17 protein-coding genes are annotated in these 19073 nt (G+C 61.9%); 11 read left to right on the top strand and 6 right to left on the bottom strand.

The genetic code is table 11. The annotated features are described in order from the left end of the window. The first annotated feature begins 166 nt into the window (after positions 1–166). From apbC to BOH68_RS11535, 3 genes are all read left to right on the top strand, one after another. Complete coding sequence (gene apbC / locus BOH68_RS11545; RefSeq protein WP_077374178.1) at positions 167–967, top strand: iron-sulfur cluster carrier protein ApbC; 801 nt, start codon at positions 167–169, stop codon at positions 965–967. A 127-nt stretch (positions 968–1094) separates the two neighbouring features. Then, on the top strand, positions 1095–1661 hold the full coding sequence (gene dcd / locus BOH68_RS11540; protein WP_043334107.1) for a dCTP deaminase: 567 nt from the start codon (positions 1095–1097) through the stop codon (positions 1659–1661). Between the two features lie 263 nt (positions 1662–1924). Continuing rightward, a complete protein-coding gene (locus BOH68_RS11535) occupies positions 1925–3916 on the top strand; it encodes an autotransporter outer membrane beta-barrel domain-containing protein (RefSeq protein ID WP_077374175.1) in 1992 nt (663 codons plus the stop codon). 133 nt (positions 3917–4049) lie between these two features. On the opposite strand, the gene purN is transcribed toward BOH68_RS11535, so the two are convergent. Both purN and purM read right to left on the bottom strand, forming a co-directional pair. Beyond that, positions 4050–4826, bottom strand: coding sequence for a phosphoribosylglycinamide formyltransferase (gene purN, locus BOH68_RS11530; protein WP_077374172.1), 777 nt, complete (start codon positions 4824–4826; stop codon positions 4050–4052). After that, positions 4823–5905: a phosphoribosylformylglycinamidine cyclo-ligase gene (purM, locus tag BOH68_RS11525; protein WP_077374169.1), complete on the bottom strand. Its 1083-nt coding sequence runs from the start codon at positions 5903–5905 to the stop codon at positions 4823–4825. Before purM ends, purN begins: the two co-directional genes overlap by 4 nt. A 308-nt stretch (positions 5906–6213) precedes the next feature. Here purM and BOH68_RS11520 point away from each other — a divergent pair, with 308 nt between their 5' ends. The 4 genes from BOH68_RS11520 (at position 6214) to BOH68_RS11505 (ending at position 10094) form a co-directional block, all read left to right on the top strand. Next, on the top strand, positions 6214–7323 hold the full coding sequence (locus BOH68_RS11520) for an AI-2E family transporter (protein WP_103751398.1): 1110 nt from the start codon (positions 6214–6216) through the stop codon (positions 7321–7323). Between the two features lie 37 nt (positions 7324–7360). Then, a complete protein-coding gene (hda, locus tag BOH68_RS11515) occupies positions 7361–8059 on the top strand; it encodes a DnaA regulatory inactivator Hda (protein WP_077374165.1) in 699 nt (232 codons plus the stop codon). A gap of 103 nt (positions 8060–8162) precedes the next feature. Then, the gene (locus BOH68_RS11510; RefSeq protein ID WP_077374162.1) at positions 8163–8636 is read left to right on the top strand and encodes a phosphate-starvation-inducible protein PsiE; all 474 of its coding nucleotides are present in this window, start codon (positions 8163–8165) and stop codon (positions 8634–8636) included. A gap of 240 nt (positions 8637–8876) precedes the next feature. Then, the gene (locus BOH68_RS11505; protein WP_139345443.1) at positions 8877–10094 is read left to right on the top strand and encodes a DUF6161 domain-containing protein; all 1218 of its coding nucleotides are present in this window, start codon (positions 8877–8879) and stop codon (positions 10092–10094) included. 24 nt (positions 10095–10118) lie between these two features. On the opposite strand, the gene BOH68_RS11500 is transcribed toward BOH68_RS11505, so the two are convergent. Further along, on the bottom strand, positions 10119–10550 hold the full coding sequence (locus BOH68_RS11500) for a secondary thiamine-phosphate synthase enzyme YjbQ (RefSeq protein WP_077374156.1): 432 nt from the start codon (positions 10548–10550) through the stop codon (positions 10119–10121). 148 nt (positions 10551–10698) lie between these two features. Further along, on the bottom strand, positions 10699–11607 hold the full coding sequence (locus BOH68_RS11495; protein ID WP_077374153.1) for a LysR family transcriptional regulator: 909 nt from the start codon (positions 11605–11607) through the stop codon (positions 10699–10701). Between the two features lie 849 nt (positions 11608–12456). On the opposite strand from BOH68_RS11495, the gene BOH68_RS11490 reads away from it, so the two are divergent. The 3 genes from BOH68_RS11490 (at position 12457) to BOH68_RS11480 (ending at position 15854) form a co-directional block, all read left to right on the top strand. Next, positions 12457–14478: a TonB-dependent receptor domain-containing protein gene (locus BOH68_RS11490; RefSeq protein WP_170877383.1), complete on the top strand. Its 2022-nt coding sequence runs from the start codon at positions 12457–12459 to the stop codon at positions 14476–14478. Between the two features lie 413 nt (positions 14479–14891). Next, a complete protein-coding gene (locus tag BOH68_RS11485) occupies positions 14892–15353 on the top strand; it encodes a flavodoxin domain-containing protein (RefSeq protein ID WP_077374146.1) in 462 nt (153 codons plus the stop codon). Positions 15354–15440: 87 nt separating this feature from the next. After that, entirely contained in the window at positions 15441–15854 is a 414-nt protein-coding gene (locus BOH68_RS11480; protein ID WP_077374143.1) for a hypothetical protein, read from the top strand. A 101-nt stretch (positions 15855–15955) separates the two neighbouring features. Here the strand turns inward: BOH68_RS11480 and ppnN are convergent, their stop codons facing one another. Continuing rightward, positions 15956–17368 (bottom strand): nucleotide 5'-monophosphate nucleosidase PpnN, encoded by a 1413-nt coding sequence (gene ppnN, locus BOH68_RS11475; protein ID WP_077374140.1) that lies wholly within the window; start codon positions 17366–17368, stop codon positions 15956–15958. Between the two features lie 16 nt (positions 17369–17384). Beyond that, on the bottom strand, positions 17385–17684 hold the full coding sequence (locus tag BOH68_RS11470; RefSeq protein WP_077374137.1) for a hypothetical protein: 300 nt from the start codon (positions 17682–17684) through the stop codon (positions 17385–17387). A 293-nt stretch (positions 17685–17977) separates the two neighbouring features. On the opposite strand from BOH68_RS11470, the gene BOH68_RS11465 reads away from it, so the two are divergent. Beyond that, positions 17978–18919 (top strand): LysR family transcriptional regulator, encoded by a 942-nt coding sequence (locus BOH68_RS11465; protein WP_077374134.1) that lies wholly within the window; start codon positions 17978–17980, stop codon positions 18917–18919. Positions 18920–19073: the final 154 nt, after the last annotated feature.

Raw genomic sequence — 19073 nt, 5'->3', positions numbered from 1 at the left:
TTCATCGGGTCATGACTCCTCGAGGCATGTCCCATCGGCTTGGCCCGTATCGCGGTGGCAGGCATACTGTGCCCATCGTGTTCCACGGCTTTTTTCGCTGACAGTTCAGACGTCTGCGCCTGCTGCGTTGACTGCGCGGCGCAGGCCGTCACAGGAGTTTCAAGATATGGAAGGTATCAAGCACATCGTGGCCGTCGCCTCCGGCAAGGGTGGCGTCGGCAAGTCCACCGTGACGGCCAATCTGGCACTGGCGCTGGCTCAGGAAGGTCTCAAGGTCGGCCTGCTGGACGCCGACATCTACGGGCCGAGTCAGGCGCAGATGTTCGGCGTGCCGACCGGTCAGCGTCCGGAGATGGTCGGTGAGCAGGTCTTCAGCCCCATCGAGGCCCACGGCATCAAGACCATGTCGATGGCCTATCTGGTCGACGTGAAGGACCCGATGGTCTGGCGTGGCCCGATGGTCGCGGGTGCCTTCCAGCAGCTGCTCAACCAGACTGCCTGGGGAGAGCTGGACGTGCTGTTGATCGACATGCCGCCGGGCACCGGTGACATCCAGCTGACCCTGTCCCAGAAGGTGCCGGTCTCTGGGGCTGTCATCGTCACCACGCCGCAGGACATCGCGCTGCTGGATGCCCAGAAGGGCATCGAGATGTTCCGCAAGGTCAAGGTGCCGGTGCTGGGCGTGGTCGAGAACATGAGCACGCATACCTGCAGCCAGTGTGGCCACAGTGAAGCGGTCTTCGGTGCCGGTGGCGGTGAGCGCATCGCCGAGGAATACCAGACTCGCCTGCTGGGCCAGCTGCCGCTGACCCTGAGCATCCGCGAGAATGCCGATGGTGGTCGTCCCAGCGTGATCGCGGAGCCGCAAGGCGAGGTGGCCAAGTGCTTCCTCTCCATCGCGCGTCAGGTCATCGAGACCCTGGACACTGCCGAGGCGGACGAAGGCCCGAGCATCAGCTTCAGCTGAGCCTGAGCCGACACGCCGTCGTCGCCTCGTCGCGAGGTTTCCAGCGGCGCAGCGGGCCGGTATCATGCTGGCCCGCGTTTCATGGCGCTCACGCGTCTCTCCCCCATCAGTCAGTCAGGTACGCTCGATGAGCATCAAATCCGACAAGTGGATCCGTCGCATGGCCGAAAGCCACGACATGATCGAACCCTTTGAGCCCGATCAGGTGCGCTTTCACGATGAGCGCCGTGTGATTTCCTACGGCACCTCCAGCTACGGCTACGACGTGCGCTGCTCGGATGAGTTCAAGGTCTTCACCAACATCCATTCGGCGACGGTGGACCCCAAGCACTTCGACGAGAAGAGCTTCGTGGACGTGAAAGGCGATTCCTGCGTGATTCCGCCCAACTCCTTCGCGCTGGCCCGTACCATCGAGTACTTCCGCATTCCGCGTAACGTGCTGACCATCTGCCTGGGCAAGTCCACCTATGCGCGCTGTGGCATCATCGTCAACGTGACGCCGCTGGAGCCGGAGTGGGAAGGGCACGTCACCCTCGAGTTCTCCAACACCACCAACCTGCCGGCGCGCATCTACGCCAACGAAGGCGTGGCGCAGATGCTGTTCCTCGAGTCCGACGAAGTCTGCGAGACCAGCTACAAGGATCGCGGTGGCAAGTATCAGGGCCAGCGTGGCGTGACACTGCCGCGCACCTGAGGCACCGGTAGCGGTACTGCTTCCGCTGCCAGCCGCGCCTGTGATTGCCGAAAGCGCCTCCCCCGGGAGGCGCTTTTTCTTTGCGCGAACGCAGGCGAGATCCGTCGTGGATGTGCTCGCTGCTTGCTGCTTGCGAGCCGAAGCATTAGTCGGAAGTTGAACGAAACAATCGATTCAATCACTTGTTTTATTGCCTATGCTTGTCTGCAGGCCACCCCAGAGTGGCTGCAGGACGGATACCTCCCACAAGCAAGGGGCACGCCATGCCATCGCGTTCACATCGCGCTGTATTCCCTTCGACCAGCGCCAGCGGTCTGGTCCGACGTTTCACTCTGAGCAGTCTCGCGCTCGCCATCAGCACCACGCTGCTGGCGACTCCCGCGCAGGCCTATTCCGACATCTATCTCTTCGGCGACAGCCTGAGCGATTCCGGGCAGTTCCCCGATACCACCCTGGGCGGCCTCAACAGCCTGCGATTCACCAACCGCAGCGGGCCGGATTACGAGAACTCGCCCTATGGCAGCGTCTCGACCCAGTTGCTGGCCACGGAGCTTGGGCTTGCCGCTGAGCCTTCCACCTCGGTGATCTATCAATTGGCCGGCTTCAGTGACGGCACCAACTACGCCGTGGGCGGCTATACCACGGCGCAGATTCTGGCCTCGGTGACCGACGAGGATGGCTCCGAGGTGGTCATCCCCGCGGGCAGCCCGGGCGGTGGTACGGTGCTCAGGGTCGAGGATGGCTATCTGGTCAGCACCGGCGGCAGTGCCGACCCGGACGCGCTCTATTACGTCAATGGCGGTGGCAATGACTTCCTGCAGGGCGTGATCACCTCACCGGCCACGGCGGTCGCCTCCGCCGGCAATCTGGCCGCGGCGGTGGAGGCACTGGCGGCGGCGGGGGCGACCACCATCATGGTCTCCAACCTGCCGGATGTCGGCAGCACGCCGGCAGGTCAGTCGGCGGGTGCCGCGCAGGCGGCGGGGACCTCCGCGCTGGTGGGCGTCTTCAATGACGCGCTGGGCGAGCGATTGGCGGCGCTGGATGGTCAGGTCAACATCATCCGGCTCGACACCGTCGGCATTCTCGAGGAGGTACTGGCATCGCCGGCCGAGTTCGGCTTTGCCAGCGACGTGCCGCTGACCCAGGTGTGCTTCTCGGACAGCTGCAACGTCACGCCTTATGGGCTGGACGGAGCTGCAGAAGACCCGGACTCCCTGCTGTTCAATGACGGGGTGCACCCCACCACCGCCGGCCAGGAGATTCTCGCCGACTACGCCTATGCGATGCTCGCCGCGCCCTCGGTACTGGGGTTGGCGCCGCAGCTGGGCACGGGGGCGCTCAATGCCAGTCAGCGTAGTCTCGCCGATGAATTGCGCCCCGGGGCGCAGCATCCGCACGCGGGAGGGGAGACGGGCGTGCGTGTGTTCGCCATCGGCTCGGCCACTGGCGGCACCGGCGATGGCGAGACCTCCACCGGCCAGCAAGGCGTTGACAGCGAACAGCGCGGCGCGGGTGTCGGCGTGATGCTGCCGCTGGACAACGCGCTCGGCCGCGCCTGGGGCGGGGTGGCGGTCAGTCAGCGCCATGCGGACTTCGATGTCGACGACGGCAGTGAGCTTGAATTGGAAGGTCAGGTATTCAGTCTGTTCGCCCGTCAGCAGCTGGGCAGAGTTGGCATGCAGGCAGTGGCCAGCTACGGTGACTTCGAGTACGACCTCGACCGCCATGTCGCGCTGGGCCAGTCATCGCGCACCCTGTCCGGTGAGACGGATGGCGATGGCTTCAGCGCCGAGGCGCGTCTCGATTATCGCCTCACCGCCGCCGATTCGCTGTGGTACAACGCGCCCTTCGTGGCCTATCGCCACACCGAGTCCGACCTCGATGGCTACACCGAATCCGGCTCTGCCGCCAATGCCCTGAGCGTCTCGGATCAGACGCTGCGCGATCGGCGTGTCGAGCTGGGCTTCATGGTCGATCGCGCCGTCGCGGATGGCTTCGGCCTCTACGGGGAGCTGGCCTACGGCAAGCGTCTCGATGATGACGCCGAGAGCGCCGAGGTGCGTCTGGCGGGCCTGCCGACCAATGCCTACAGCGCCGAGGATCTCGATCGCGGCAGTGACAACTACCTGCGTGTCGATGGCGGCTGGCGCATGCAACTGGGCCGCAATGCCATGTTGCATCTGGGCGCCGGCATCGAGACATGGGATGAGGTGACGGCGCGCGGCGAGGTGGGCGTGAGTTATACCTTCTAGAAGCGCAAGCCGCCGAGAGAGAAGTGAAGCGTGAGAGACAAGAAGACCCCGTGACATTGGCATGTCGCGGGGTCTTCTGTTTTCAGTTCGCTGTCAGTTCAGTCGGCCTTGCCAGCAAGGCAGGCAGTGCGGATCAGTCTTCTTCACCTTCCGGCAGCTCATCGCTGAGCTCTTCTTCCACATCGGCGTGGGAGAGGCGCAGACCGCCCACCGGCAGGTCATGGCCATCCAGCTTGGCCACTTCGCCGTCGAGCTTCAGGCGGCTTTCGAGGAACCAGCGCACCGCGATCGGGTAGATCAGATGCTCACGCGTGTGCACGCGTTCCTTGAGGCTGGCTTCATCATCACCTTCCAGCACGTTGGCGACGGCCTGGATCGCCACCGGACCACCGTCGAGCTCCTCGGTGACGAAGTGCACGCTGGCGCCGTGTTCCTTCTCGCCAGCTTCCAGAACCTTGCGATGGGTATCAAGGCCCGGCCAGGCCGGCAGCAGTGACGGATGGATGTTGATCAGTCGACCGAAGAAGCGCTGCACGAAGATCGGCGACAGGATGCGCATGAAGCCGGCCAGCACGATGAGATCCGGCTCGTGGCGTTCGATCACCTTGATCAGGGCGCCATCGTAGTGCTCGCGATTCTCGTACTCGTCATGCGGCAGCACCACGGCATCCACGCCCGCTTCGCGTGCGCGCACCAAGCCGTAGGCATCGGCCTTGTTGGAAATCACCGCGACCACGTCGCCGCCCAGCTCATCGTGCTCCTGAGCCTCCAGCAGCGCCTGCAGGTTGCTGCCGCTGCCGGAGATCAGTACCACGACGCGTGGGCGTACCGGCGTGTCATCCGCCTCGAAACCGTTGCCGAAGCCGCCGAGAGTGTCACCGTTGGAGGCGTTGGTAGTCGGTTCGATCATGCGGACAGATTCTCCAGCTGGACCTGTTCTTCTTCGCCCTTGCGTGCACGGATGGCACCGAGGGTGAAGACCGTCTCGCCCTGGGCTTCCAGGTGAGCGCGCGCGGCATCGGCATCCGCCGCGGCCACGACGACGACCATGCCGACGCCACAGTTGAGCACGCGGTGCATCTCGTGCTCCTCGACATTGCCCTGCTGCTGCAGCCAGTCGAACACGGCCGGACGCTTCCAGCTGGCGACGTCGATCTCGGCGGTGCAGTCATGCGGCAGCACGCGCGGGATGTTCTCGAGCAGGCCACCACCGGTGATGTGGGACATGGCGTGCACGCTGACATCGCTTTCCTTGAGCAGGGACAGCAGCGGCTTGACGTAGATGCGCGTCGGCGCCATCAGGGCGTCAGCCAGCGGCTGGCCGTCGATCTGCTGCTCCAGCAGCGAGGCATCGGCGACTTCGAGAATCTTGCGGATCAGCGAGTAGCCGTTGGAGTGCGGGCCGGAGGAGGCCAGACCCAGAATCACGTCGCCTTCGCCGACCTTCTTGCCGTCGAGGATCTCGGACTTCTCGACCACACCGACGCAGAAGCCGGCCAGGTCGTAGTCACTGCCTTCGTACATGCCCGGCATCTCGGCCGTCTCGCCGCCGACCAGTGCACAGCCGGACTGCAGGCAGCCTTCGCCGATCCCGGTGACGACGTCAGCGGCGATGTCGACGTCCAGCTTGCCGGTGGCATAGTAGTCGAGGAACTGCAGCGGCTCGGCGCCGGCGACCACCAGATCATTGACGCACATGGCGACCAGATCGATGCCGATGGTGTCGTGACGGTTGAGGTCCATGGCCAGGCGCAGCTTGGTGCCCACGCCATCGGTACCGGTGACCAGCACGGGCTGGCGATAGCCTTGCGGCAGTTCGCACAGGGCGCCGAAGCCACCCAGACCACCCATCACTTCCGGGCGGTGAGTGCGCTTGGCGACACCCTTGATGCGTTCCACGAGGGCGTTGCCTGCATCGATATCGACACCTGCATCCTTGTAGCTCAAGGAAGTCTTGCTGGGCGAGGAGTCCTGGGGGCGTTGCGTCATGTGAGGTTCCTGTCGGTGCGGCCTGAGCGGTGAGACATGATCGATCGGGGGAAAGAAAGGCGGCTATTGTAGCATTGCGCTTCACGGCTGACACCGTGGCGTTTCACAAAAAATGGCCATGATGTGAAAGACACGTCCCGAGCGCTTTCCTGAGGGCGCGCCAGTCCCTTTGGCCATCTTTCGTCAGGCGGGTCGTCCCGTTCGCCGGGCGCTTGTGGGTGAGTCAGTGACAGGCAACAATGGGGGCATGCGTGGACCGTCGGCGACATGCCGCCTGTGAGCCACACAGCTTGTCTCAAGGAGTGATGATGCAGCGTAAATGGTGGTTGCTGGCCGCAGGCGTGGCCCTGCTCGGGTTGCTGGTTCTGCTGGAGCCGATTCTGATGCCGTTCTTCATCGGCATGATTCTCGCCTATCTGGGCGACCCGCTGGCCGACTGGCTGGAAGAGAAGGGCCTGTCGCGCCGACTGGCCGTCAGCCTGGTGTTCAGCGTGCTCTCGGTGGTGCTGCTGATCGCGCTGCTCATTCTGGTGCCGCTGCTCGGGCGTCAGCTGGCGCAGTTGATCAGCTTCATGCCGATGGTCTTCAACTGGATACGCGAGACGATCCTGCCGGAAGTGCAGGCCTTCACCGGCATGGATTTCAGCGCCGATTTCGATCAGGTGCGCTCGCTGCTGCTGGGCAACTGGAAGGAAACCGGTACCTTCGCCGCCGCTTTCCTGGGCACCGTCTCCAAATCCGGGCTCGCCATGGCCATCTGGCTGGGCAACCTGGCGCTGATTCCCGTCGTCACCTTCTATCTGCTGCTCGACTGGGACCGCATGAAGGAGAAGCTGCAGGGGCTCCTGCCGCGCCACATGGAGCCGACCGCCACGCGGCTGGCCCATGACTGCGACGAGGTGCTGGGTGCCTTCCTGCGCGGGCAGCTGCTGGTGATGCTGAGTCTGGGCATCGTCTATGCTATCGGCCTGGCCATCATCGGCCTCAAGTTCGCGCTGCTCATCGGGCTGGTGGCGGGGCTTGCGAGTATCGTGCCGTATCTGGGCGTCATCGTCGGGGTGTTGATCGCGGCGACGGTGGCCTTCTTCCAGTTCGGCGAGTGGTGGGCGCTGCTGGCGGTGGGCGGTGTCTTCGCGCTGGGGCAGCTGCTGGAAGGCGTGGTGTTGCAACCCCTGCTGCTGGGCGACAAGATTGGCCTGCACCCCGTGGCGGTCATCTTCGCCGTCATGGCCGGCGGGCAGCTGTTCGGGTTCACGGGCATTCTGCTGGCGCTGCCGGTGGCCGCCGTGATCATGGTGCTCTTGCGTTATCTACATGATCGCTATAAAAACAGTACTTTATATGATCAACAGCGTGATTCTCGCCCCGTGGCCGCCAGTGAGCCACCCGCGCCTTCGGCGGCAGAGGATACCCAGTGATCGAGAGAGATCACGGCAACAACAATCAGCATGACGGATGGCAATGACACAGGGACAGATGGCACTCGGCGTCGGGGTACGCGACGCCGCGACCTTCGACAACTACCACTTCACCTCCACCTCGCTGGCAGAGGCCCTCAAGGGGCAGCTTGCTGACGGCGGGGAGCCCTTCGTCTATCTATGGGGCGGTGAGCAGAGTGGACGTAGCCATCTGTTGCAGGCGGCATGCCATCTGGCGGGAGAGCAGGGCAAGCGTGCCTTCTACCTGCCGCTCAAGGAGATTGGCCACTTCCCGCCGCACATGCTGGAAGGGCTGGACGAGATGGATCTGGTCGCCATCGACGACCTCGAGAGCGTGATCGGCCGCAAGCGCTGGGAAGAGGCGCTGTTCCACCTCTACAACCGCCTGCGTGACAGTGGCCGCCACCTGCTGGTCAGCGCCAGCTGTGCGCCGCGCCTGCTTCCCGTCACCCTGCCGGACCTGGCCTCACGCCTCTCCTGGGGCGTCACCTTCCACCTCTCCGGGCTGGATGATGGCCAGCGTCTCGAGGCGCTCAAGCTGCGCGCCAAGGACCACGGCCTCGCGCTACCCGATGAAGTCGCCCGCTACATCCTGCATCGCGGGCCGCGCAGCCTGCCGGGTCTGTTCGCCGCGATGATCGAGCTCGACAACGCCTCGCTCTCCGCCCAGCGCAAGCTCACCATTCCCTTCGTCAAGCAGACCCTCGGCTGGTAGGGCAGCGCCTGCGCGGGCTACTTGGCCCAATCTTGCCTTCATCACGACCGCGGCACCGATATTGCAGTCTCTTTCTCATCATCTCTGTCTGAGGACACGCGGCATGAACAGGCTAGACAAGCATCGGGAGCGCATGCACAAGCAAGCCAACTCGATCGGCAACTTCCTGGTCGAAGGCTTTCATTATCTCGGCCTGTTCGCCATCGGCGGGGCCATCGCCATTGCCTCGGTGTCGGCCTTCTTCGAGATGTTCGCCAAGGGCTCGGCCAGCGTTGATGACATCCTGCTGCTGTTCATCTATCTCGAACTCGGCGCGATGGTCGGTATCTACTTCAAGACCAACCACCTGCCGATCCGCTTTCTGCTCTACATCGCCATCACCGCGCTGACGCGCTACCTCATCGGCGACGTCTCCCATCACAAGGCCCCCGATATCGGCCTGCTCTACCTCTGCGGCGGCATCTTCTTCCTCGCCCTCTCGGTACTCGCCGTACGCTACGCCTCCTTCAAATACCCCTCCAGCAAATCCATCGACCCGATGGGCGGCACGGTAGGGGACGAGGATTCGACGCGATAAGCCCGTGTTTCACTAGCTTCTGAAGATCCAAAAGGCCGCGATCACTCGCGGCCTTTTTTCATTCTCCACTCAGTGTCAGACACAACCTGCGGCTGCCGATATGATGATGGTATGACTTCAATTTTTGACTGCTGCGTTAGTAGTAGAAGATTAAAGTCTTATATGCTTTGTTTTTGACATATACTTTTCTTTTGATATTAGAGCTTGAAGTTTTTTAATTTTTATAGTGAGGGGTTATACATGGATGATGTAACTATAAATGTGAAGATGAAAAGTTGTGCTGGTGATGAGTTAGAGTTTACGTCACTTAAATTGTTTTATGAGTTTATGAGATGTGAAGATAAGTTTTGGAGAGAGTTTAAAGACGAAATTCCCACAAAATGGAGGAATAATAACAAGTATGTGGATTTTGGGCTGAAGTTTAAGTCTGCTGCGGATGCCATACAAGGATGGAATGATGTCGAGAGTGTTACAGAGGTGCAATTAAACCAAAGGATTAATCAATTAAAGGCTGATGTACTAAAAAATTCGGGGGTCGATTGGTTATGGAGTGGTTTACCATTCTCTAGAAGTTATATGGACTGTTTGAAAGAGTATGGTACAACTAGAGCAAATTCATTTGTAGGTTTTATTATAGGTAGAGGTTTTTCTGGAGCACAGAATGCTGAAGAATTCCAAGGCCAGCTATACGGTTATGAATATTTAAATCAAGATTCCGATATAATGAGCCGTGCACAAGATGAGGAAGCATCGTTATCGGCACTCAGAGACAAATTTGTTATCGAACAAAATGCACTTTTTCTCCATGTGCAAAATTCGAAAAATAATTTTGAAGAATGGAACTCAGAAACCAGAAAAAGAGCTGAAAGACTTAATGATCTGCAGATTAAGCTTGGGAAAAGGAGTGAGAGACTTAAGAAGAAAAAATTCGATACACAAATCCAAGAATGGAAAGAAGAAATCGACTTGCTCGAGAAAACATATAAAGAGAAGCTCAAGTTACAAGGTCCTGCTGATTACTGGCGTAAGGCATCAAGGAAGTATGGATTAGAAAGCCTTTTCGGTATTGTTGCATTTATGTGCATAAATATTTTCGCACTTGTGTATTTCATGGAGTTTTTCTTTGGCTGGTTACATGGTGAACCGACCCCTCTTAGTGTGGGTAGTTTGCAGGGCGCTATAATCCTTGGTTCGATTGCTGCAATATATGCATTTATGATGAGGATTTTGACTAAGCTAATATTCAGCTCGCTTCACCTTATGCGAGATACCAAAGAGCGTGAACATTTGACATATTTGTATCTCTCTCTTAGTAATGAGGCGGCAGTTGATGAAAAATCACGTGAAATAGTTTTGCAAGCATTGTTTAGTAGAAGCGACTCAGGTTTGCTTGGACAAGATAGCGGTATCACTATGCCGGGTATTAGTGGAGTTGTTGAGCAATTAAATAAAAGATAGATATTAAAAATTTAATCTTCTTAATTACTCACCACTCAGTGTCAGATGCAACCTGCGGCTACCGCCGTGGTCGCGGTGTTCACCGAGCCAGATGCCTTGCCAGGTGCCGAGGGCGAGGCGGTTGACGCCGCGGCGGGCTTCGACGGGCAGGGTGAGCTGGGTGCCGAGCAGGCTGGCGAGTACGTGGGCGGGCATGTCGTCATCGCCTTCCAATGTGTGGCGGAAGTAGGGCAGGTTCCCAGGCACCAGGCGGCGCAGGAAGGCGTCCATGTCGTGGCGCACGTCGGGGTCGGCGTTCTCGTTGAGGGTCAGCGAGGCGGAGGTGTGCAGCAGCTGCACATGCAACAGGCCGACATTGACCGGCGGCATTTTGGCCAATGCCTGCTCCACCTCGTCACTGATGAGGTGAAAACCGCGCTTGCGGGCGGAGAGTGTGAGAGTGTCACGTTGCCACATGAGAAGCCCTACCTGTCGTTGATTCAGTACATGCTAAACATGACAAGCCAGAACGCAAAAGGCCAGCCCCTGAGGGCTGGCCTTTTTGCGGCGTGCTGCGCTGGTTCATCTCAAGCGAGAGGAGGGCGACAGCATGGCACCGCTGCGATCATCCGGCAGTGGTAGCGGCTTCGCTGACGGTGCGGCGGGCGGCCTTGGCGGTGACGCGCTCCGGTTCTGTCTTGCCGATCTCGCGGGCGAGCCAGTCGGCGAGCATGCGCACGCGGGTCGGGATCGGGCCGCGCGGCAGCAGCATGCCGATCTCGACCGGCGGGATCTCGTCGCATTCCAGACGCTTGAAGGACTGGCCGTTGCGCTCGCTGAGCGAGTTGACCCAGTCGATGGGCAGCACGGCGCGAATCAGGCCATCGGCGACGTAGTCGGTAAGGACTTCGAGGTCATCGGACTGGATGTGATTCGGGCGCGGGTCTTCCGGGTGACGCGAGAGCGAGGTGCCGGAGACCAGCGGTTCCAGCTCGCCCCACGGCAGCTCTTCGGGATGCTCGACATGCGAGGCCGCGTAGGCGGCTTGCTGCCACTGGGTCAGCGGGCGGAAGACGTGAGTGCTGCCGGCCAGGTGCGGGAAGCCGATGACCAGATGCGGCTGGTTCTCGAGAATCTCGCGACCGTTGTGCCACAGCTTCAGCTTGATATCGACTCCGTCATGCTCTGACAGGAAGCTGGTGAGAGCGTGGCCCAGGAAGTGACGACCCAGCGCTGGGGTGGCGTGGATCCGAATGGTGCCGGTGAGGTCCGACTGACGATCCTCGATGGCGCGGTGCGCTTCATCATCGAGGTTGGCCATCGATCGTGCGTAGCGGTAGAGAGTCTCTCCCGCTTCCGACAGGCGGATACCGCGATGGCCGCGTTCCACCAGGCGAGTGCCGAAGCGGCCCTCGAGGGCGTCGAGGCGACGGCTGACGGTGGATTTGGGCAGGCGCAGGCGTTCGGCAGCGCGGGACAGGCTGCCGAGATCCGCGACCATCAGAAAGGTGTTATAGGCGTCGATATCGCTCATCGAATAGGTCCGGTTGTTCAGGGGGTCGGGGTGTGTCGTCAGGGAAACACCCACCTTGTACGGGCCATGTCGGGCCCGTCGCAGCGCAGGGGCTGCACAACGGATTGCCTGTCGATGACCGTGCCCCTCGTACCGCGGGGGATGCCCCGGGCAAAGACGCGCTCATCGATCAACAACCGCTCCTGTCAGTCGTGCACCGCAGCGCACGTCGACAGGTCTTGCACTTGATTCTTGCCTTCAGCTCTTGCGGCCGACTCGTGAAGCCCGGTCTTGGGGCTCAGTCTTGAAGCCTGGTCTTGAAGCCCAGTCTCGAAACCGGTCTCGAAACCCGGCTTCGCGCACAGTGCCGCGCCAGAAACGCGAGAACGGTTTTCAGGCGCTGGATGCCGGCGACTCTGAGCAGGCTAACAATATCACCATCCCGTCATTGTTGCATCCAAAGTCGCACGCATTGCGCAATTCCGATCTCCGTGAAACGTGACACCTCGGCAGAATGCGCAACGGCGGGGGACTGGCGTCATTGGCGGCATGACGGCTCAGACGTCAGTGACCGGAGATGGTTCCGTATCTGATGACAGACAGGTGAGAAAAAGTGTCTTTTTCGTGAGGCAAGGCGCAGGGCAGGTCCTTGCGCGGCTGGGGAGGGCCTTCTGGCGCGAGCAATCGGGAATCGGCGAGGGGGTAGGTGGGCGCGAGGCGAGTGGGCGTGCCCGTGAGGAGAGCACACGATTGCAGGTTTCGAGAAGAGGCGTTGCAGAAACGGTAGATGACGGAAATGTGCAAGAAAGTGCATTATCTCGCCTGCAAAGAAGAATCATTATTATTATTAATCTTGGGAACGCTCCGCACATGACAGTCTGCCTCTCTTCGCGCCACACCGTCAGCGCTTCACGCGCGACGGTCTTCACTCCTCGTCCGCTGGTCGCGGCCATCGCCTTGCTGTGTGCCGGGACGGTCAATGCCGAGCCGCTGCAGATGCAGACACTGCAGGTCGAGGAGGATCGCCTCGAGGCCACGGCGGTGGTGGACAGCGAAGAGCTTGCCCTGCATCAGGCGCGTGATCTCAAGGACATCTTCCGCGATACGCCTTCCGTCACCGTTGGCGGCACCACGGCCTCCTCCGAGAAGCTCTACGTGCGCGGGCTGGAAGATACCAACCTCAACATCAGCATCGATGGCGCCAGCCAGAACGGCTACCTGTTCCACCACAGCTCCAACTTCAACATCGAGCCGGAGCTGCTCAAGCGCGCCGAGGTCCAGGCCGGGCCGGGGGCGGCGGACAACGGGCCGAACGCGCTGGGTGGCAGCATCAAGTTCGTGACCAAGGATGCCCAGGACCTGCTCAAGCCGGGTCAGAGTTTCGGTGGCATGGTGAAGGGCAGCACGGAATCCGCGGCAGATGCCGTCAAGGGCACGCTGTCGGTGTATGGGGAGGTGGCGCCCAACGCGGGGCTGCTGTTCACCACCAGCGCACGCAACAGCGATGACTACCGCACCGGCGGCGGTGATGAGGAAGAGGGCACCGGCGGTCATCAGCGCAGCTATTTCGGCAAGTTCAGCCTGCTGGATCAGGGCGCGCACAGCCTGCGACTCAGCGCGGAGCACAATGAGGACACCGGCATCTACTGCGTGCGTCCCAACATGGAGTGTCAGCCGTTCAACAACGCCAAGGTCGATACCGAGCTGAGCCGTGACACCTATACCGCCAACTACGATTTCGAACCGGGCTCGCGGCTGGTGGATGTGCACGCCAATGTCTTCCACTCCAGTACGGAAGTGGACCGCACGTCCCTCACTACCGGGGCCAGTTCGAATGCCAAGGTCGAGAGTGTCGGGGGGGATCTCAACAACACCTTCCGCTTCGGCCCCGAGGCGATGAACAACCGTCTGACCCTGGGCAGTGATTACGTCGAGGATGAATCCAGCACCGCTGGCTTCGACGAGACGGCGCGCAACATCGCGCTCTACGCCCAGCACCGCATGACGCTCGGCGCGGTGGATCTGTCCTTCGGTGCCCGGGTCGATGACTACCGGACCGAATACGCCAATGGCGAGACGCTGGATGACACCGATGTCAGCCCCAACGCGAGCCTCAACTGGCGTGTCGGCGGGGGTGTCGAGCTGTTCACCGGCTACGCCACGGCCGTGCGTGGCAACAAGGGCCGCGAAGCCCTGTTGATCGACGGGGGCGTCGGCCCGGGCGAGACGCTGGTGGTCGAGCCGGGTCTCGAGGCCGAGACCTCGCGCAGCACCGAGGTCGGTGCCCGCTGGAAAGGCGAGGGCATCCTCACCCAGCGTGACCGTGCCGGACTGGAAGTCACCTACTTCGATACCCACTTCGACAACTACATCACCGAAGGGTCGGCGGGTGATGTGACCACCATCACCAACATGGAAGGTATCGTCACCAGCAAGGGCGTCGAGGCGCGAGCCACCTACGGGCTGGGCGGCTGGGACATGACGCTGGGCTACCTGACCATGGACCTGGAAGACAACCAGGGCGAGACCGTGGTGGATGACATGGGGCTGGGCAACCAGACCGGAGACCGCTGGAGCCTGGACAACCGTTACACCTTCGCCGACCCGCAGCTGACCCTGGGCTGGACCGTGACCGCCTACGAGCGCCTCACCGACCTGCCGGATGACCAGAGCGAGCGTGCCGGTTACGCCACGCATGACCTCTACGCCAGCTGGGTGCCGGGTGACATGCCGGACCTGACCCTGACGGCCGGTATCTACAACCTGTTCGACAAGGAATACTCCGACCAGAACTCCTTCTATCTGGAAACCAACAGCCCACGTGGCATCACGCCGGGCGCCATCACCAGTCCGGGGCGTGACGTGCGTCTGTCGGCGGCGTATCGCTTCTGATCAAAAGGTGCTGTCAGCCAGCGTGTCTCTGACGGAAGGGCATCGCCAGCGGTCGTGATCCAGGCTCGCACCCCGGGAGGCTTCACTGACGCGTAGCCCGCTCCAGAGAACGAGGTAGCGACACGGCGGCAGCGGCAGCACCGATGCAAGGGCATCAGCGCAGGAACGTCAGTGCAGGAACGTAAGCGCAAGAACGTCAGCGCAAGAAAAAAGCGGCGCCATCGTGTTTTCACGGTGGCGCTGTCTTGTCTTTGGAGCGCGCGTGCTGCATGGCGCGGGCCCCGGCCGGCCTGCGTCCCGCGGGCAGGCTGTGCTACCATCGCGACCAAATGTTGGAGAGCCGCTGCACGGCTCTTCGCACCGCACTCACGTTCCCGCCCGTGGCGGGTGATCGTACGAATAAGGAAGGATGCATGGCGCTTCTGAAGATTTTTGTCGGCACGATGTATGGCGGCTCGCTGGATGTGGCCGAGCAGGTGCAACCGCTGTTCGAGCAGGCAGGCTATACGGTGGAAGTGCTTGACCAGCCGACACTGGAAGACTTGACGGAGACACGCCCGGATCTGGCGCTGTTCGTCACCTCCACCACCGGCAGTGGCGATGTGCCGGGCAACCTGAGCGGCTTCCTCAATGCGCTCTCGGCCCAGTCACCGGCGCTGGACTGGCTGCGTTATGGTCTGATCGCTCTCGGCGACAGCTCCTACGGCGAGACCTACTGCGGTGCCGGGCGTCAGCTGGACGAGCGTCTGGCGGATCTGGGCGCCACGCGCCACGGCGAGCGCCTCGAGATCGATGCCATGGAGACCTTCATGGCGGATGACGCGGCCCTGCCGTGGGTCGAGAGCTGGATTCCGACGCTGCCGGCGACCGCCTGATCCCGTCACGCCGGGCGTGCCCGGCGTCCGACTTCTTCGTCGTGTTCAATTTCCACGTTGCCCGACCTTTCCTCGAGACTGCTGCACATGCCGAAACTCAATCCTGATCATCCGCGCGCCCGCAACCTGACACCGCAACGTGTCTCCGTGCTGGCGGGCCTCGCCATCGTGATGGTCGCCAACATTCCGCGTTTTCTGCTCAGCGGTGACACCACGCGCCTGATGCTGATCAGTGGCTTTGCCGTGGCCGTCGCGGCGCTGGGGGTCTACATCTATCGCCAGCTCTCCGATGTCGCCCAGGGCGAAGTGCCGAGGCTGATGCGTCGCGTGTTCGTGTGGCTGGTGGTGGGCCTGGCGGCGATGGCGGCCTTCAACTTCGCCGCGCCGATGCTTGATCGTCCCAGGGAAGGGGCGCTGGAAGTGCTGGTCGATGGCCTGACACTGGGGCTGGTGGCGCATGTCATCAGTCTGTGGATGCATCGGGGCCGCAAGAGCGACTGAGCCCTGTCTGCCGCCTGCCGCAAACGACGACGCCCCCGGCCAGTGATGGTCGGGGGCGTCGTCGTATCAGGCCCGGGGCTGATGTCCCGGGCGTCACGGCCTCACTTGCACAGCGTGTAGCAGGGCTCGTAGTCGCTGCCCGGCAGCTTCATGCGGCCCTGGGCCACGAAGGAGGTGAGCAGGGCGTCGAGACGCTCCATCAGCTCGGCTTCGGCGGTCAGGCGGAAGGGCCCATCGCGCTCGATCTCCTCGATGCCTTCCTTCTTGACGTTGCCGGCGACGATGCCCGAGAAGGCACGGCGCAGGTTGGCGGCCAGCTCATGCACCGGCTGGTTGCGATGCAGCGCCAGGCTCGACATGTTGGCGTGGGTCGGCGCGAAGGGCTGCTGGAAGTGCGGGGCGATATGCAGACGCCAGTTGTAGTAGAAGGCGTCGTGATGCTGACGACGGAACTCCGCGACGTCATCGATGCCGCCTCGCATGGTGCGCGCCACCTCGACCGGATTGTCGATGATGATGGTATAGCGCGAGCGCGCTTCCTCACCCAGCGTATAGGTGATGAACTCGTCGATCTGCTGGAAGTAGTCGGCGCTGGAGGCCGGGCCGGTGAAGATGACCGGGAACGGCAGGCCTTCGTTTTCCGGATGCAGCAGGATACCCAGCAGGTAGAGAATCTCTTCCGCGGTGCCCACGCCGCCCGGGAAGACGATGATGCCATGCGCGGTCCGCACGAAGGCCTCAAGGCGCTTCTCGATGTCCGGCATGATGATCAGTTCATTGACGATCGGGTTGGGTGACTCGGCGGCGATGATGCCCGGCTCCGAGATGCCCAGATAACGGCCCTGCTTGCGACGCTGCTTGGCATGCGCGACGTTGGCCCCCTTCATCGGGCCCTTCATCGCGCCGGGACCACAGCCGGTGCAGATGTCGAGTTCGCGCAGGCCGAGGTGATAGCCCACGTCCTTGGTGTACTCGTATTCCTCGCGATTGATCGAGTGGCCACCCCAGCAGGTGACGAGGCTCGGCTCACGCGAGGACTTCAGGGCACCGGCGTTGCGCAGGATATGGAACACCGCGTTGGTGGTGCCTTCGGTGGTGGAGAGATCGAAGCGGGGCGTGTTCTGGATCTCGTTGGCCACGTAGACGATATCGCGCAGCACGCTCGAGAGGTGCTCACGAATGCCGCGGATCATCTTGCCATCCACGAAGGCGTCGCCCGGCGCATTGTCGAGCTTCAGACGGATGCCACGATCCTGCTGCAGCACCTCGATCTCGAAGTCCTTGTAGGCATTGAGCACCGAGACGCTGTCATCGGTCTGGCTGCCGCAGTTGAGCACCGCCAGCGCGCAGCGGCGCAGGATGTCATGCAGGCCATTGGAGGAGGTGTCGCGCAGGCGATTGACCTCATCCTGGGAGAGAACTTCCAGGCTGCCTTCCGGTGAGATGATGGTGGAGACCAGCGTCGAGCTGGCATCGCGGGAGTAGGTGGTAGCTTCACTGGTGACAGAGTTCATGACCGTCTTCCTTGTGTCAGGCGCCCACGGCTGACTGGGCGCGGTTCCGGGCTTCTGCCCAGAGTTCGGCGATGCGCTCGCGGTCGTCCACGCTCATGCCGTCCTGGGCAAAGGCGTGCTGCATCCACTCTTCGAAGGTGGCGTCAAAATCTTCCGCGACCACATCGGCGGCATCGTAATCGGCGTTCTCGAGAACCAGTTCCACCTGGGGAATCATGTATCCCAGCGGGAAGAGGTCGACTTCGGCGCATTCGCTTTCCATGGCGAGCAGTGCCTTGTGGATGGCTTCGCCGCGCGCGGCCAGTGGATCAAGCATCTGGAGCATCTCGTGATTCGGGCCAGTCGCGAGGACTGGTCGGGGCAGAGGAAAGGCGCCGAGCCCTGCCGCGTCATTCGGGCATCGCCCACGAAAGACGCAGCCAGAGCGGCACCTGGCAATGAGGATGATGCTAACACGCGAGGGCGCCACGGCGCAGCGCTGCGCATGGCGGCTGGCTCTGGTAGAATCATGGGCTTTGCGGGTCGGTGGCCCTGTGCAGACATTCAGGCAGCTATCGGCAACACGACGCGCCGAGTCGCGTCCCCCGTTCGTGAGTGGTCAGTGCCTCCATGTTCAACGCCCAGTATTTTCGTACCTTCATCACCCTGGTGGAGACCGGCAGCTTTACCCATACCGCGCGCAAGCTGGAAATGACCCAGCCCGGCGTCAGCCAGCATATCCGCAAGCTGGAGCAGTACCTGGGGCGCTCGCTGCTCAACCGTCAGGGACGCAAGTTCTCGCTCACCGCAGCGGGGCGTCGCTGTTACGACTACTCCGTCAAGCTGTTTGCCGAGCACACCCAGTTCATGCACTCGCTGGATGATGACTCGCCTGACAGCGGGGAATGCCGTGTGGCCAGCCCCTCAAGCGTCGGGCTGATGTTCTATCCGTTCACGCTCGGCTATCAGCAGCAGCATCCGGGGCTGACGGTCAGCTACAGCTTCGCCTTCAATTCCGAGATCGTGCAGGACGTGCTGGCGGGGCGCTTCGATCTTGGCATCGTCACCGAGCCGGTCAAGCATCCGGATCTCAACTTCGAGCTGTGGCATCAGGAGCCGCTGTGCCTGGTGGTGCCCGCCGACTTCGCCGGCAACAGTCTCAATGAGCTGATGGCGCTGGGCTTCATGAATTACGCCGACGGCGTCAACAACGCCAGCGCCTTGCTGCGTGAGAACTTCGCCGGTGAATTCCGCTCGATGAGCCACTTCCCCCAGCAGGGTTTCACCAACGACATCGGCATGGTGCTGGATGCCGTGGCACGTGGCCTGGGCTTCACCGTCGTCTCGCGCACGGTGCTGGAGACGTCACCGTGGCAGCGCCAGGTGCGCGAGATGCCGCTCACCGAGGCCGTCTACGAGAACCTGTACATCGTCACGCGTGACAATGCCGAGGTGCCGCGTCGCTATGAGCAGCTGCTGGGCGAATTCCGCCTGCAGCGCCGCAACACGCTCTACGGCTACGCCGATGCCCCGGAAAGCTTCGACAACATGGACCTCGACGGCATGGTGTAACGCCGGCCATGACGTGACAGGGCTCCCCTCAGGCCTGCCTGGCATCGCAAGACCCGCTCCTCGAAGCGGGTCTTCGTGTTTCCGGGGCAGGGACAGGCCCGCGTCAGGGCGTCGCTTGGAGCGCACCGTCCTGTTTCAGTGCACGACCCCGGCT

The sequence above is a fragment of the Cobetia sp. MM1IDA2H-1 genome (assembly GCF_002916775.2).
Lineage (GTDB): Bacteria > Pseudomonadota > Gammaproteobacteria > Pseudomonadales > Halomonadaceae > Cobetia > Cobetia marina.
The sequence above is the reverse complement of the archived record's forward strand: the minus strand, read 5'-3'. Positions and strand labels throughout refer to the sequence as shown.

Coding starts and splice junctions, on each gene's coding strand:
- apbC (WP_077374178.1), top strand. CDS start 167: ATGGAAGGTATCAAGCACATCGTGGCCGTCGCCTCCGGCAAGGGTGGC.
- dcd (WP_043334107.1), top strand. CDS start 1,095: ATGAGCATCAAATCCGACAAGTGGATCCGTCGCATGGCCGAAAGCCAC.
- BOH68_RS11535 (WP_077374175.1), top strand. CDS start 1,925: ATGCCATCGCGTTCACATCGCGCTGTATTCCCTTCGACCAGCGCCAGC.
- purN (WP_077374172.1), bottom strand. CDS start 4,826: ATGATCGAACCGACTACCAACGCCTCCAACGGTGACACTCTCGGCGGC.
- purM (WP_077374169.1), bottom strand. CDS start 5,905: ATGACGCAACGCCCCCAGGACTCCTCGCCCAGCAAGACTTCCTTGAGC.
- BOH68_RS11520 (WP_103751398.1), top strand. CDS start 6,214: ATGCAGCGTAAATGGTGGTTGCTGGCCGCAGGCGTGGCCCTGCTCGGG.
- hda (WP_077374165.1), top strand. CDS start 7,361: ATGGCAATGACACAGGGACAGATGGCACTCGGCGTCGGGGTACGCGAC.
- BOH68_RS11510 (WP_077374162.1), top strand. CDS start 8,163: ATGAACAGGCTAGACAAGCATCGGGAGCGCATGCACAAGCAAGCCAAC.
- BOH68_RS11505 (WP_139345443.1), top strand. CDS start 8,877: ATGGATGATGTAACTATAAATGTGAAGATGAAAAGTTGTGCTGGTGAT.
- BOH68_RS11500 (WP_077374156.1), bottom strand. CDS start 10,550: ATGTGGCAACGTGACACTCTCACACTCTCCGCCCGCAAGCGCGGTTTT.
- BOH68_RS11495 (WP_077374153.1), bottom strand. CDS start 11,607: ATGAGCGATATCGACGCCTATAACACCTTTCTGATGGTCGCGGATCTC.
- BOH68_RS11490 (WP_170877383.1), top strand. CDS start 12,457: ATGACAGTCTGCCTCTCTTCGCGCCACACCGTCAGCGCTTCACGCGCG.
- BOH68_RS11485 (WP_077374146.1), top strand. CDS start 14,892: ATGGCGCTTCTGAAGATTTTTGTCGGCACGATGTATGGCGGCTCGCTG.
- BOH68_RS11480 (WP_077374143.1), top strand. CDS start 15,441: ATGCCGAAACTCAATCCTGATCATCCGCGCGCCCGCAACCTGACACCG.
- ppnN (WP_077374140.1), bottom strand. CDS start 17,368: ATGAACTCTGTCACCAGTGAAGCTACCACCTACTCCCGCGATGCCAGC.
- BOH68_RS11470 (WP_077374137.1), bottom strand. CDS start 17,684: ATGCTTGATCCACTGGCCGCGCGCGGCGAAGCCATCCACAAGGCACTG.
- BOH68_RS11465 (WP_077374134.1), top strand. CDS start 17,978: ATGTTCAACGCCCAGTATTTTCGTACCTTCATCACCCTGGTGGAGACC.